This window comes from Enterovibrio norvegicus FF-33 (assembly GCF_000286835.2).
Lineage (GTDB): Bacteria > Pseudomonadota > Gammaproteobacteria > Enterobacterales > Vibrionaceae > Enterovibrio > Enterovibrio norvegicus_A.
In genome coordinates this window covers 20,215-34,921 of sequence record NZ_AJYD02000029.1, presented here as the reverse complement: position 1 = coordinate 34,921, position 14,707 = coordinate 20,215, and the positions used below count along the sequence as shown (strand labels likewise).

The 14,707-nt window shown below is 45.6% G+C and carries 14 protein-coding genes; 4 read left to right on the top strand and 10 right to left on the bottom strand.

Annotation, left to right across the window (positions count from 1 at the left end; translation table 11 throughout):
- Positions 1 to 414 precede the first annotated feature (414 nt).
- From A1OO_RS07140 to A1OO_RS07125, 4 genes are read right to left on the bottom strand one after another with little or no spacing between them, the layout of a single operon-like run.
- The gene (locus tag A1OO_RS07140) at positions 415 to 852 is read right to left on the bottom strand and encodes a prepilin-type N-terminal cleavage/methylation domain-containing protein (protein ID WP_017005061.1); all 438 of its coding nucleotides are present in this window, start codon (positions 850 to 852) and stop codon (positions 415 to 417) included.
- A complete protein-coding gene (locus A1OO_RS07135; protein WP_017005060.1) occupies positions 842 to 2,119 on the bottom strand; it encodes a hypothetical protein in 1,278 nt (425 codons plus the stop codon). Before A1OO_RS07135 ends, A1OO_RS07140 begins: the two co-directional genes overlap by 11 nt.
- Before the next feature lie 5 nt (positions 2,120 to 2,124).
- On the bottom strand, positions 2,125 to 2,790 hold the full coding sequence (locus tag A1OO_RS07130) for a prepilin-type N-terminal cleavage/methylation domain-containing protein (protein ID WP_017005059.1): 666 nt from the start codon (positions 2,788 to 2,790) through the stop codon (positions 2,125 to 2,127).
- Positions 2,787 to 3,323, bottom strand: coding sequence for a pilus assembly FimT family protein (locus tag A1OO_RS07125; protein WP_017005058.1), 537 nt, complete (start codon positions 3,321 to 3,323; stop codon positions 2,787 to 2,789). Before A1OO_RS07125 ends, A1OO_RS07130 begins: the two co-directional genes overlap by 4 nt.
- 102 nt (positions 3,324 to 3,425) lie before the next feature.
- Here A1OO_RS07125 and A1OO_RS07120 point away from each other — a divergent pair, with 102 nt between their 5' ends.
- Positions 3,426 to 3,869: a type IV pilin protein gene (locus tag A1OO_RS07120; protein WP_017005057.1), complete on the top strand. Its 444-nt coding sequence runs from the start codon at positions 3,426 to 3,428 to the stop codon at positions 3,867 to 3,869.
- A 45-nt stretch (positions 3,870 to 3,914) separates the two neighbouring features.
- On the opposite strand, the gene dnaJ is transcribed toward A1OO_RS07120, so the two are convergent.
- The 3 genes from dnaJ to grpE all read right to left on the bottom strand — a co-directional run bounded on the left by dnaJ (position 3,915) and on the right by grpE (position 7,880).
- Positions 3,915 to 5,057 carry a molecular chaperone DnaJ gene (gene dnaJ, locus A1OO_RS07115; protein ID WP_016960549.1) on the bottom strand — a complete coding sequence of 381 codons (1,143 nt, stop codon included), beginning with the start codon at positions 5,055 to 5,057 and terminating at the stop codon, positions 3,915 to 3,917.
- 119 nt (positions 5,058 to 5,176) lie between these two features.
- Positions 5,177 to 7,081, bottom strand: coding sequence for a molecular chaperone DnaK (dnaK, locus tag A1OO_RS07110; RefSeq protein ID WP_016960550.1), 1,905 nt, complete (start codon positions 7,079 to 7,081; stop codon positions 5,177 to 5,179).
- A 196-nt stretch (positions 7,082 to 7,277) separates the two neighbouring features.
- Entirely contained in the window at positions 7,278 to 7,880 is a 603-nt protein-coding gene (gene grpE / locus A1OO_RS07105) for a nucleotide exchange factor GrpE (RefSeq protein WP_016960551.1), read from the bottom strand.
- 307 nt (positions 7,881 to 8,187) lie between these two features.
- Between grpE and nadK the strand changes: the two genes are divergently transcribed.
- The 3 genes from nadK to bamE all read left to right on the top strand — a co-directional run bounded on the left by nadK (position 8,188) and on the right by bamE (position 11,383).
- On the top strand, positions 8,188 to 9,069 hold the full coding sequence (gene nadK, locus A1OO_RS07100) for an NAD(+) kinase (protein WP_016960552.1): 882 nt from the start codon (positions 8,188 to 8,190) through the stop codon (positions 9,067 to 9,069).
- Between the two features lie 164 nt (positions 9,070 to 9,233).
- Positions 9,234 to 10,901: a DNA repair protein RecN gene (gene recN, locus A1OO_RS07095; protein ID WP_016960553.1), complete on the top strand. Its 1,668-nt coding sequence runs from the start codon at positions 9,234 to 9,236 to the stop codon at positions 10,899 to 10,901.
- 125 nt (positions 10,902 to 11,026) lie between these two features.
- Positions 11,027 to 11,383, top strand: coding sequence for an outer membrane protein assembly factor BamE (bamE, locus tag A1OO_RS07090; RefSeq protein WP_017005056.1), 357 nt, complete (start codon positions 11,027 to 11,029; stop codon positions 11,381 to 11,383).
- A gap of 94 nt (positions 11,384 to 11,477) precedes the next feature.
- Here the strand turns inward: bamE and phoU are convergent, their stop codons facing one another.
- Genes phoU through pstA form a run of 3 tightly spaced genes read right to left on the bottom strand, consistent with a single transcriptional unit; the run spans position 11,478 to position 14,690 of the window.
- Positions 11,478 to 12,185, bottom strand: coding sequence for a phosphate signaling complex protein PhoU (gene phoU / locus A1OO_RS07085; protein WP_016960555.1), 708 nt, complete (start codon positions 12,183 to 12,185; stop codon positions 11,478 to 11,480).
- Positions 12,186 to 12,199: 14 nt separating this feature from the next.
- Positions 12,200 to 13,018 carry a phosphate ABC transporter ATP-binding protein PstB gene (gene pstB, locus A1OO_RS07080; protein ID WP_017005055.1) on the bottom strand — a complete coding sequence of 273 codons (819 nt, stop codon included), beginning with the start codon at positions 13,016 to 13,018 and terminating at the stop codon, positions 12,200 to 12,202.
- A 25-nt stretch (positions 13,019 to 13,043) separates the two neighbouring features.
- Positions 13,044 to 14,690, bottom strand: a complete 1,647-nt coding sequence (pstA, locus tag A1OO_RS07075) for a phosphate ABC transporter permease PstA (protein ID WP_017005054.1) — start codon at positions 14,688 to 14,690, stop codon at positions 13,044 to 13,046.
- Positions 14,691 to 14,707 lie beyond the last annotated feature (17 nt).

Here is a 14,707-nt window from a genome sequence, read left to right as displayed (position 1 = left end):
ACAGATTGTATAGGTCAAATTGTTAAAGAACGTTGACTGTAGAAGCTGCTCTTTTGGAGTAGTCTTCTCATCGTCAGGGCTGCGAATTCTACGCTGCCAGGCGATGAAGTCAAGAAGAAATTTTGAGATTTTTCAGCGTGCTGCTCACCGCTTCCAAAACGTCTTGTTGACTTCCTTCAACCGCGATAAGCACTGGGCTTTCCCGTTGAAGCAGGCAGGCATTCTACTGATTGGGTCGTTAACGTCAAGCGTTTATTTCCATTCAGTTTTGAAGCCGTTTTCGCCGTACTGATTGGGTGTGCAATGCCTTAGTTGGCGCCGCGCTCCGTGTCAGTGAGGTCGCATTATAGGGAGGCTTCAGATCTTGGCAAGGGCTTTCTGTGAAAAACATCACAAAACAGTATTGTTCGCGCATTATTCAAGCAGGTTGGTGTATTTAGATACTGTAACGGGCAGATTGACCTGTCGATCTACACCACTACGGTCTTTCCAGCTCACTTCCACCTTAAGAATTTTGGCATAAAGCTCAGCCACAGTGCTACCAGAAGTAGGGAGGTTAAGAGATGGTTCATTAGATATAGATAAGGTAAAACGTTCATCCTTAGGAGTGAATACACACGATTCGATATCATCAATCGTTTTACCATCACAATCAGGATTGCCTCTCGTATTGATGGCTTGAAGCAATGAGGCTTGATTCTCTGCAATTCGTTTTGCTTCTATCATCATCACTGCATTGCTTTTTTCTACTTCCATATAGCTATAGAGCTTTAGCGTTCCAATACCTGACAACACCACCACCACGACAGAAATTAACACTTCAATAAGTGAAAAACCGCGATTAGAAGTCATGAATACTGCCTTTTACTAACTTAGGCTTACCCGAAAAGTATCCTTTAGGGTCATCTGTCGCTCCACCACTAAATGAACCTCGAATAATCGAAGTTCCTCCTGGCACATCAACCATGTAACTTCCTGTACTTGTAAATGCTCCCCTAAAAAACAATGACAGTGACTTCCAACTATCTTTTGTCATACCCTCAGACCTTATCAACTCACTACATAAAACATTAGTTGGAGAGTCCGCAGCACATGACAGATGACCATTTTTATCTTCATCAACACCCCAGGAAGAAAGACGCATATCTCCTGTCATTGAGCTATCTGTGTATTGGAAAATTGTACCTTTAAACCCATCAACCCCTCCATTTACAGCAGCTATCCCATTTTGAATAACAATTGTCACAGGTTTGTTGTCTGTACCGACATGTGTTATTCCATCAAGAAGGCAGTCACCCGTAACCCAAATAAGGTCTGAAACGCTTGAAGAATTATCTCCTTTATCAACTTCTCCTTTGATAGTCGCTCCGCACATAGTCATTCCAATACTATCTGTGTTGATCTGCTTAGGCTTATATTTTGTTATTACAGTCTGATATTGCTCTCTAGGAACACCAAATAGCTCTTTAAACAAGTCCATTTGGCTACTTCCGTCAGTGTTTTTTCCTACTAATATGTCGTGCTCAAACTTATCGGTGACAGCCGGACTGTGAGAGGTAATGTTTGTACTATAATCATCAGCGCATTCAGGTGTCACGGTGTTGAACGACGCTCCGTCGCTGCTTCCGACATCTATAGTAACCGAGCCTCCAGCAATGATTGCTGTGCAGGTGAGCTTATCCCCGTGCGAATTCCCTTTAACTGACTTCCAATCATGACCACCTTCTAGAGTTAAACTCCCTGTCGTTTTGAACGCAGCAGCTTCACTACCAGTTAGTTTGATTACGATACTAGACTCGGCGTAGTCTGCTGAAGAACTTAAAACCCAATGGTTTGGTTTCGTTGAAAGACTTATAGAGCTTCGCGTTAAGCCTTCGCATAGGTTGAAGTTATCCTCGAAATTAGCTGCTTCTGGATTAAGGTTTAACTGCTCAAACACCGCGATCGCACAATCCAGCCCTGCTTTCGCCTTCGCTCGCTGCTCAGCATCAATCAGCAAATTTTGTGCTTTTTTAATTTCACCGTACCCTGAGCTTGCTACTGATACTGCAAATAATGCCACCATAACCAATACACCACTAACCACTGCCAGTGTCGCCATTCCTTTATCTTTATTCATCGTTATTACCCATCCACGTTAGGCACAGAAACAGTAAAAGACACTGAATCTGAAATGGCACTGTTTGACTTCAGTGAGGCGGATATTTTCACTTCGACTGATTGAAGCTTATTCGAACCAACAACAGCTTCGTAATACGCACGTTTGAACGTTAAATCGGTAATTTCAAGTCGGTCATAGGTCATGTCTCGCCAATAACCGCTGTCACATTTCCAGTTGGTTAGCGCTTTCCAGTTCTCGTATATTTCAATAACTTGGTTATCGTCAGGATCTTTCCCCAATCGATACCCCATCGCATCATCTTTGCCAGGCGTCATTACTCCAGCTCTTTTGTCATGGTTATAGGCAAAACGAATACATGAGCCCTTTGTTACTTGAGTGGCGCTGTCATCAATAAGTATCGAGGAAGCTAATCCGGCCGCATCTTTAACAATAAAAGGATTGGACGACGCACAGTCGTAGCAAAAACCAGCCCTTGCGATATCATTTTTCAACGTGTTGGCAATGAGGTTTAGCTGAGAACGTAAGAAATCTCTCTGTAAGTGCGCAGAGCCCATATTGGTGCTCACAGAAAACAAGGCGGTTGAAGAAGCCAAAACAATCAAGCTGACTGTCAGGCCTACCATCAGTTCAACTAAGGTATACCCAGAGGCTTCTTTCCTCATAGTCATGAACAGGCCTCCCAGCCGGTAACAGTGGTGTTGCTACATCCTTTTAAACCCGAATACCTACGGATGAGAATTCCTGATTCATTACCAGTCTCTGATCCTTTTGCGAGTTTTACTGTTTTATCAACAGAGGGAAGACCATTCTTTGGGGAAAAATAGAATAGCTTTTCGGCGGATGTAATCTCCGGCTCTTGGACCGTCACACTACCACCACTTTCAATGATGAATTTTTGCAACCCCTCACTGGCTGTGCAGCTAAAATCACCCACGTCTGATTTGGTGCTTAAACCAATACAACCATTCTTAGCTTCAGTGACAGGTACATAATGAACGTAAATAATGCTATGACGCTTTATCGATTCAGACTGGCCAATTTCCAACATGCTCAATAACTGGGTCGCTTTGCTCTCCACCAGCGCGGCTTTATGCGAAGAAACGTAACTTGGCACAGTAACCGCTGTGACCACCGCCAACACTGATAGCGTAGTTATCATTTCAATCAAGCTAAATCCGCGTGTTCGATTCCAATTACCCACAACAAACGTCCAATGTCCTTAACGTAACTTGTCTGGATACTACCACAGCGATAATTTAGCTCTTTGGATTCAATACAAATTTTTCGTATAGCGAAATAAAAAATGATGCTGAGAAAACGAACATTACACACAGGCATGACATTGATCGAAATATTGATAACGGTTGCCATCGTTGGCGCGTTAGCCACTATTGCAATTCCTGCAATGGGGAGTTATTTGGTCAAGTCAGAACGAAGCCGAGTACAAGTCGATCTTTATCAACTTCAAGTTCACACTGAGCAGTTCTTCACTGAAAATAATTGGACCTTTCCCGATAACAAGAAACTTATTTGCAGCAAATGCAAAGTGTCAGAAGAATATGATTTTTCGATTGATACAAGTGGCACTGGCAATAGCGCTTACGTTATAAACGCCAAACCCAAATCTACATCAAGACAAGACAACGACAAAGACTGCCACACCATGGCAATCAATGCGGCGTCAGAGCAACTAAACTTTAAAAAAGATGGGGCAGGTATTTCCGATAACAATAAATGCTGGATATAAAAAAGCCGGCGAGTTTAACGTCGCCGGCTTTTTATTTGTTACTTTCTAGCTTGTCAGGTCATCAAAGAATTTCTTCACGCCATCAAAGAAGCCTTCAGATTTAGGCTTGTGCTTTTTAGCTGCACTCCCACCCAGGGTTTCTTCAAACTCGCGTAACAATTCTTTTTGCTTATTGCTTAGGTTAACTGGGGTTTCAACCACCAGCTTACAGATTAAATCACCTAGACCACCACCACGAACCGACTGAACACCTTTACCCCGCATGCGGAACATACGACCCGTTTGGGTTTCAGTAGGTACTTTCAGACTTACTCGACCGTCAAGTGTTGGGACTTCAACCTCACCACCCAATGCTGCCATGGTAAAGCTGACTGGTACTTCACAGTAAAGGTTGTTGCCATCACGCGTGAAGATATGGTGATCGCGAACATGCACCTGAACATACAAGTCGCCTGCTGGCGCACCGTATTCTCCTGCTTCACCTTCACCCGTCAGACGGATACGGTCGCCCGTGTCGACACCTGCAGGGATTTTAACGCTAAGAGTTTTGGTTTTTTGAACTCGACCTTGACCATGGCAACTGTCACACGGATCTTTGATGATTTTTCCGCGACCATGACAGGTTGGACAAGTCTGCTGCACAGCAAAGAAACCCTGACGCATTTGTACTTGGCCTTGGCCATGACACGTACCACAGGTTTGTGGTGATGAACCCGGTTTTGCACCACTGCCACCGCAAGGATCACAGCTAACATAAGTCGGAACATCAATTTCTTTGCTCACGCCGCGAACAGCTTCTTCCAGTGTGAGTTCCATGTTGTAGCGCAAATCGGCACCGCGTTGAGCACGAGCCTGACCGCCACGACGACCACCGCCACCAAAAATATCACCGAACACATCGCCGAAGATATCGCTGAAGTCTGCGTTGCCGCCACCACCGAAGCCGCCGCCTCCGCCACCTTGTTCAAAGGCCGCATGACCATATTGGTCGTAAGCTGCACGCTTTTGCGCATCAGTCAGTATCTCATACGCGAGTTTGACTTCTTTAAACTTATCCGTCGCCGTCTCGTCACCTGGATTTTTATCCGGGTGGTACTTCATCGCCAGACGCTTGTACGCTTTTTTAATGTCGCGTTCACTGGCGTCACGGCTTACGCCAAGTACTTCATAAAAATCACGTTTTGACATGTTTTACTTGTCACCTGTTTTTAGACCAAGCGAACATTAACCCGCTTCGCATCATACAACTACGGGCGGAGGAGATTTCTCCTACGCCCGTGCAAAATAAAACGGCTAATCAGCTAGTCTTATTTTTTGTCGTCTTTGACTTCTTCAAACTCTGCATCGACAACATCGTCGTCTTGCTTAGTTTCTTCACCGGCATCTTGTGACTGAGCTTTTTGCTGTGCCACTTCCATCAGCTTTTGAGATGCTGCAATAAGAGCCTGAACTTTAGCGTCAATGGCTTCTTTATCTTCGCCCTTGCGCGCTTCTTCCAGTTCACTGATTGCTGCTTCGATTTTCTCTTTCTCATCGGCTGGCAGAGCATCGCCTGCTTCTTCAACTTGCTTGCGAGTACCGTGAACTAGCTGGTCAGCTTGGTTGCGAGCAGTAACAAGTTCTTCGAACTTCTTATCTGTTTCTTTATTCGCTTCCGCTTCCTGAACCATTTTTTCAATTTCGTCGTCGCTCAGACCACCAGATGCTTGAATCGTGATCTTCTGCTCTTTGCCCGAACTCTTGTCTTTCGCTGATACATGCAAAATACCATCAGCATCCAAATCGAACGTTACTTCAATTTGTGGCATGCCGCGTGGAGCTGGGTTGATGCCTTCTAGGTTAAATTGGCCCAGAGACTTGTTGTACGTCGACTGCTTACGCTCACCCTGTAGTACGTGGATAGTTACCGCATTTTGGTTGTCGTCAGCTGTTGAGAACACTTGGTTAGCTTTCGTTGGGATCGTCGTGTTCTTCTCAATCAACTTAGTCATCACGCCGCCCATGGTTTCGATACCCAAAGACAGTGGTGTTACGTCAAGTAGAAGAACATCTTTGACTTCGCCCGACAATACGCCGCCCTGTACTGCAGCGCCAACAGCTACCGCTTCATCAGGGTTCACGTCTTTACGTGGCTCTTTACCAAAGAATTCCGTTACTTTAGCTTGAACCATTGGCATACGTGTTTGACCACCCACCAAGATAACGTCATTGATGTCGTTAACAGACAAGTCTGCATCAGCAAGCGCAACTTTCAATGGCTCAAGTGAACGAAGAACAAGATCTTCAACCAGTGACTCAAGCTTCGCGCGAGTCACTTTGATATTCATGTGCTTAGGACCGTTCGCATCTGCTGTAACGTATGGCAGGTTTACGTCGGTTTGCTGTGCTGAAGACAGTTCAATTTTCGCTTTTTCTGCTGCTTCTTTAACACGCTGCATTGCTAGCGGGTCTTTACGCAGATCGATACCTTGGTCTTTCTTGAACTCGTCAACCAAGTAGTTGATCAGACGGTTATCAAAGTCTTCACCACCTAGGTGAGTGTCACCGTTGGTTGCAAGAACTTCGAAGGTTTTCTCGCCTTCAACTTCGTCGATTTCGATAATAGAGATATCGAAAGTACCACCACCAAGGTCGTAAACCGCGATAGTGCGATCGCCGCCTTCTTTATCCAAACCGTATGCCAGAGCAGCTGCGGTTGGTTCATTGATGATACGTTTTACTTCTAGACCTGCAATACGGCCAGCATCTTTAGTTGCTTGACGCTGCGCATCGTTAAAGTACGCAGGTACGGTGATAACAGCACCCGTTACTTCCTCACCTAGGAAGTCTTCTGCTGTTTTCTTCATTTTCTTAAGAACTTCAGCCGATACCTGAGGAGCTGCCATTTTTTGGCCTTTCGCTTCTACCCAAGCATCACCGTTGTCAGCTTTCACAATTTTGAAAGGCATGATTTCGATGTCACGTTGAACTTCTTCATCTTCGAAGCGACGACCAATCAGTCGTTTAATTGCATACAGCGTATTTTCTGGGTTAGTGACAGCCTGACGTTTTGCTGGCTGACCTACCAAAATTTCACCGTCCTGGGTGTACGCGATGATTGATGGCGTTGTGCGATCGCCTTCCGCGTTTTCAATTACGCGTGGCTTGTCACCGTCCAGTACTGCTACACATGAATTGGTGGTACCCAAGTCAATACCAATGATCTTACCCATTTGGTTTTCTCCGAAATTCGTCTTACGTCTATGTTGCGTTACCCCTTATATGGGGGTCGCGATAAAGGGTTCAACCCTGCACAAGAAAAATTTTTAATTTTCTTTAGATGCACAATAAATAGGGGCGGCTTTACCGCTTTCAAGGGGCAAAAAGAAAAAAACCCGCAAAAAGCGGGTTTTTATTTAAAACGGACGATTATGCTTGCTCGTCAACGTTGCCTGATGCGGCTTTCGAGACCATCACCATTGCAGGGCGTACAACTCGACCATTCAGTTCATAGCCCTTTTGCATCACCAACATCACAGTGTTAGGTGCATGCTCTGCACTTTCCTGAATAGACATTGCCTGATGGAATTCTGGGTTGAACGGTTCGCCGTGAGGGTTTAACTCTTTCAGGCCAAACTTCTCGATAGTGCCTTGCATCGTTTTCAGCGTAAGCTCGATGCCTTCCAGCATTGGCTTAATGGCGTCATCGTTTCTATCTGCCAGCTCAACCGCACGCTCCATATTATCAATAACAGGGAGTAGCTCACCCGCAAATCGTTCCAACGCATATTTGCGCGCTTTATCGATTTCTTGCTCAGTACGGCGGCGCATGTTTTCTACGTCAGCACGAGCACGCAATACACTGTCTTGCTGCTCTCCAACTTTGGCTTCACTTTCTTCAAGTGCCGCTTCAAGTTCTGCAATCCGGCTAATCATTGCATCTGCTTCAGCATCTAGAACATTTTCATTTTTTGCTTCAACAGTTTCGTTTTGCAATTCGTCTTCCTGGATCTTGTTTTCTTCTTTGTTCATGCTCTCTCCGACACAATACTCTGTGTTGAAACCCACATTGTTAAGCAATGGGGCAACAATCTCGACGGTTTTGCTTATTATGGGGATGTATAGCCGTGTTTCAAGGAGTCATTTACGGCAAAGTTCGACAAGAGTTACCGAATATTTATACCTCTACGATGCAACAGGGCAATATTAGCCTTTATTTGGGTGCACTTTTGCTTCGTTTATATCCGTCATCTAAGCCGATGGTAAAGCTCGCTAACGCATACATGTCGAATGAATTTGGGTATATAATCAAGCCACTAGACAACGCAGGATCTATAAGATGTCAAAGCGTTTTGAAACAATTGCTTTGGTTGGCAAGCCGCGAAACCCCGAAGCCGTTACAACACATGAAAATCTTTACTACTGGCTAACGAAGCAAGGCTATCGCACGCTCGTCGACAATAGGCTCGACAGTTACATCGATATTCCTGCCGAAGATTTTCACGATTTGCTTTCAATGGGTGCTAAAGCTGACCTTGCGATAGTTATTGGTGGCGATGGCAATATGCTAGGCGCTGCGCGTGTGCTTTCACGTTTCGATATTTCAGTGATTGGCGTCAACCGCGGCAATTTAGGCTTTCTTACCGACCTTGATCCTGACGCATACGAAGAGCCTCTATCGGCAGTACTTGCAGGTGATTTTGTTGAAGACCCGCGCTTTTTACTGGAAGCCGAAGTGCACCGCCACGGCCAAATAAAAAGCCACAACGCCGCATTGAATGAAGCCGTACTGCACCCTGGTCAAGTGGCTCACATGATTGAGTTTGAAGTGTATATTGATGATAACTTCGCGTTTTCACAGCGCTCAGATGGTCTCATCATTTCGACCCCGACAGGTTCAACAGCATATAGCCTTTCTGGCGGCGGCCCAATTTTGTCGCCGAGCCTTGACGCAATCTCACTCGTCCCTATGTTTCCCCACACACTTTCAAGTCGTCCACTTGTGGTTGATGCTAAGCGCCACATCAAACTCGTTGTTTCACCAGACAATGGGAGCACTTTGGAAGTGAGTTGTGACAGCCAAGTCTCACTCCCCGTCAATCCTGGTGATGAAGTACATATTTATCGCAGCCCATCGTTTCTCAAACTGATTCATCCAAAAAACTACAGCTACTACAAAACGTTGCGAACAAAACTCGGATGGTCAAATAAACTTTTTTAGTCATCACTCGATGAATAAGCATCCAAAGAGCAGGTCAATCCTGCTCTTTTTTGTTAGCCCTATCACAAAATAACCCTAAGAGGCCGCCATAACGACTTTACTGTATACAAACACAGTATATACTGTATGTACAAACAGGTGATGGTAGATACAGGTATTCACACATGCTGGCGCACATTACGATTCAAAACTTTGCCATAGTTAAAGCGTTAGAACTCGATTTCCATCAAGGAATGACCACGATCACTGGCGAAACAGGCGCAGGTAAATCCATTGCCATTGATGCGCTGGGCCTTTGCCTTGGGGACCGCGCAGACGCATCCATGGTTCGCCCTGGTGAAGATAAAGCAGAAATCGTAACACTCTTCCATTTGCAGAATAATCCAGCGGCACGTCGCTGGCTCGAAGATAATGAGCTTGCAGACGGTGAAGAGTGTATCTTGCGCCGAGTGATCACCAAAGAAGGTCGCTCTCGCGCCTTCATTAACGGAAGCCCTGTTCCCGCTTCACAACAAAAGTCACTGGGCCAACACCTCATTAACATCCATGGTCAACATGCTCATCAGCTTTTGATGCGTAATGATTTCCAGCTCACCTTGCTTGACCAATATGCAGGTCACCAGCATCTTCTCGTCACCATGCGTCAACGCTACCAAGATTGGCGTGCCGCGCGTAACGAACTTAAACAACTAGAAAAAAACAAAGAAGCTTTTGAAGCACAAAAGCAGCTTTTAGAGTATCAAGTTAACGAGCTCAACGAGTTAGCGCTAGGTGAAACCGAATACCCCCAACTTGAAGAAGAGCACAAACGCCTATCCAACTGCGGTGACATTGCTATTTGTAGTCAAAGCGTTATCCAAGCGCTGAGTGAAGATGATGACAATAACGCTCTTCACCTATTGCAATTTGCCCAGCAAAAACTAGCTGAATTAACCGCGATGGATAGCCAATTTAAGCCGCTAATGCAGATGTTGGATGAGGCCTGTATTCAGGTACAAGAGACCAGTCACGAGATCATCAGCTACATGGATCGACTAGATATGGATCCAGCCCGTTTGAGCTACCTTGACGATCGAATGGCAAGCATCATGCGCTTGTCTCGCAAACATCAAGTGCTTCCTGCTGAACTCTATCAAGCACATCAATCGCTCGTTGCCGAGTTAGACTCACTCAATGACAGTGATAACCAGATTGAAAAGCTAACTGCAGACGTAGACGTGAAACATCAAGCCTGTCTTACTGCTGCAGAAAAGCTCAGTAAGAGCCGTAAACGTTACGCCAAAGAACTTGATAAGCTGATTTCATCCAGCATGCATGAACTCAGCATGCAACATGGCAAATTCCATATTGATATCAACAGTCAGCCTGACAGTAACCTGTCACCAATGGGTGTCGATAGCATCGAATTTTTGGTCTCCACAAACCCTGGCCAGCCAATGCAAGCGCTGGGCAAGGTAGCATCAGGTGGCGAACTATCTCGTATCTCTCTCGCCATACAAGTCATTACGGCTCAGAAAGTCGATACACCAAGTTTGATTTTCGATGAAGTCGATGTGGGTATCAGCGGCCCAACTGCAGCCATTGTTGGAAAGCTGCTGCGCCGACTTGGCGAATCAACGCAAGTCATGTGTGTGACGCACTTACCCCAGGTCGCAGGTTGCGGACACCAACAAATGTTTGTCACCAAAACCAGTGAGAAAGGAACAACGACCACCAGCATGATTCCGCTTGATGTCACCGCGCGAGTGCAAGAACTGGCTCGCCTGCTAGGAGGAAGCGAAATCACAGAACACACGCTGGCGAATGCCAAAGAGTTGTTGGTGGCGGCATAGCGGCAATCAGAAAAGAAACTTTTTCGAAATAGCACGGTCGAACACCAAGTTGAGACAAGAGTTTTTTACTTCTCTCACTTGCTTGTTTATCATCGTCCCCTATTTTAGAAATGAAGTAAGAAGTCATGCATTGGAAACACGTCGTTGCGGTATCTCTTGTCCTCGCCAGCCTGACAGGTTGTTCTTGGGTTAATAAGCTGGTTTACCGTATAGATATCAATCAGGGAAACTACATCGACCAAAGTGCAGTTGAAGAACTCAAATTTGGCATGACCAAAGAACAAGTCAAATTCTTACTTGGTCCACCAATGTTGGTCGAAGCTGGCTATCCAAATACTTGGTATTTCGTTCAATGGCTTAAACCTGGTCATTCAGAACCTGAACAAAAAGAGCTAATCCTCTCTTTTGATAACAGCGGTCAGTTGATTGGCATGAATGGAGACTTTCAGGCTGGTACGAGTTTCTTTGAAGTGATTCGATAACCCTGTTACTAAAAAACCCGCATCAGCGGGTTTTTTTATGTCTATGTCATTCTGCTTTCCGATAAGCACTCGCTTTTCAGCGACTAGCTTCTGTCTACTTGAGCATTTTCTCTAACTGTTCTTTGTTGGTATGACGTATGTCTTTACCTTTAACAAAGTAAATAATGTACTCGCAAATATTCTGGCAACGATCCCCAACACGCTCGATAGCACGAGCAGACCACATGACCTTCAATACATTCGGTATTGAGCGAGGGTCTTCCATCATGTAAGTCATAAGCTGACGAATAATCGCCTCATACTCTTTGTCTAGATGATCATCACTGTGATAAACCTTCATCGCGGCATCCACATCCATGCGCGCAAATGCATCAAGTACATCATGCAGCATACGAGCCGCTTTATGACCCAGATTTTCTAGCGAAACCAAAAACGGTTGCTGATGGTTTGAAAAGTTATCCAACGCCATCTTAGCAATACTGTCTGCAACATCTCCAATACGTTCAAGATCGGTAATGGTTTTGATGATCGCAATCACCAAGCGCAGATCACCTGCGGTTGGCTGACGTTTAGCAATGATCCGTGTACAAGCTTCATCGATCGCCACTTCCATCGAATTCACTTTGTGATCTTCTCGAATAACTTGTTTAGCGAGCTCTACATCCTGAAAGTGTATAGCACGCAACGCGTCTGTTAACTGACGCTCAACCAGCCCGCCCATTGCTAGAACGTGCGTCCGAATGGACTCTAACTCAGCATTAAACTGACCCGAAATATGGCGACTGAAATTGTGATTATCCATCTAATCAGGATCCTTTAGCCGTAGCGACCAGTGATGTAGTCTTCAGTTTGCTTATTCTTAGGCGTCGTGAAGAGTGTGTCGGTATCCGCGTATTCTACCAGTTTACCTAGATTGATAAATGCCGTTTGATCTGAGACACGCGCCGCCTGTTGCATATTATGTGTAACAATCACCACAGTATACTTTCGCTTAAGTTCGTTAATCAGCTCTTCGATGGTCAGCGTCGAGATAGGGTCTAGTGCCGACGTCGGTTCATCCAACAGCAACACTTCGGGCTCAATCGCAATCGCACGCGCAATAACAAGGCGTTGCTGCTGCCCTCCCGACAAACCAAATGCGTTGTCATGAAGCCTATCTTTCACCTCATCCCAAAGCGCTGCAGCGCGAAGAGAGCGCTCTACCGCATCATCCAGACTTCTCGCATTTTTAACGCCTTGCAATCGCAAACCATAAATCACATTTTCATAGATAGACTTTGGAAATGGGTTTGGCCGTTGAAACACCATTCCCACTCTTCGGCGTAGCGCTGGCACATCAACGGCTTCGTCGTAGACATTGGTACCATGCAATAAAATTTCACCATCAACCCGACAGCCGTCAACCAGATCATTCATTCGATTGATACAGCGAAGAAGCGTTGATTTCCCGCAGCCTGAAGGTCCAATAAATGCTGTGACCTTACCTTTAGGAATACGCATATTAATATCAAACAATGCCTGGGAATTGCCGTAATACAAATTAAGATTTCGGATAGCCAGCGTCGTCTGCTCATCAGAAAGTGACGATAGATCAATCGGTCCGGGTAGCCCTATGTTGGCATTGATGGATATCATTTCGTTGCTCGTTCCTTTCGGGATCCTACAGTTCTTGTTCTAACGCGCGGTACTTTTCGCGCAGATGATTACGAATGGTGATAGCGGCTAAATTCAAACTCACTATCACAGTAACCAAAAGCAATGAGGTTGCATACACCAATGGGCGCGCCGCTTCGATATTGGGGCTTTGGAAGCCAACATCGTAGACGTGATAACCCAGATGCATAAACTTTCTATCCAAATGCAAGAACGGAAAATTACCGTCTAACGGTAGACTTGGTGCAACTTTGACAACGCCCACCAGCATAAGGGGCGCAACCTCACCAGCAGCGCGGGCAATCGCGAGAATGAGGCCAGTCATAATAGCAGGGCTTGCCATAGGCAAAACAATGCGCCACAAGGTTTCAGCTTGTGTGGCACCCAAAGCCATAGAGCCGTGGCGCACTGACACAGGGATACGCGTTAGCCCTTCTTCTGTGGACACAATCACTACGGGTAGCGTCAGGATAGCCAGAGTCAGTGATGACCAAAGTAGCCCTGGCGTTCCGAATGTTGGATTGGGCAAAGTATCTGAATAAAACAAATCATCGAGGTTTCCACCAACGAAATAGACGAAAAAGCCAAGACCAAACACACCGTATACAATCGACGGCACACCGGCCAAGTTCACAACAGCGATACGAACAATACGTGTGAAAGCATTCTTACCCGCATATTCATGAAGATAAACTGCAGCCATCACCCCTAATGGCGTCACCATGATAGACATAAGTAGCACCATCAAAACGGTACCGAAAATGGCAGGGAATACACCACCTTCTGAATTAGCTTCTCTTGGATCCTCGGTGACAAAACGGACAATTTGGTGCGCCCAGTGAATCAGTTTTTCATGCCAACTCATGGCATTGGGATACCACATTGCCAGCACATTATTAAGTGGAACTTTAATAGACAACCCACTTCGCTCTTTCACGATGATATAATCCAGGTGGAGCCCTGTGCGCATCGAAATCAAACTCACCTCAAGCGTTTGATAGCGCTCAGTGAGTATGTCGATTTCATCGAGAACAAACTTGGGAACCGTTTGGTCTGCTTTTTGGTAAGCTTGTGCTTCCAACTTCAAAGCAATTAGCTGACGATTCGCTTTCTCTATATCGCCTTGCTCCAGCTTGCTTATGGCCTCTCGTTGTTGTTCAGCAACGTCAATCTTACCTTCGAAAAATGCAGCAGCAACACTATGGTCAATAATCTTTCCACTGTGCATATAGCCCGTTGGTACTCCGAAAAAAGCCCCATGCTCAGTTCGCTCTATCACGGCAATATCAGGGCGGGCTTTCTGCGAGAGAATATTTTGTTCAAGCACCGAAACGAAATCATGATCCTCTCGCTCACGGTTGGCTATTTTGATCAAAAAGCGGTTCTGCTCAGTGTCAAAATGCGGTTTTAATTCAATACCCGCTTCTTTAAGTTGGTTGGCAGGCACGGATTCAACACCATAAATTTCGCCAAACAATGTTTCAGTGCCTTGTTGTGTTTCTACTTGAAATTCATAGATAGGTGCAGGCCAGAAATAGGCAAGTCCTTTCCAACCAATCAACAGCATCACGCCAAGCACTGCAACCAGACATAAGCTGACCATACCTGCAGTCATCCACACCCACGGGGAGCTTCTGTTTAATCGCTTAAACATGCTCACTCCTAGATAAG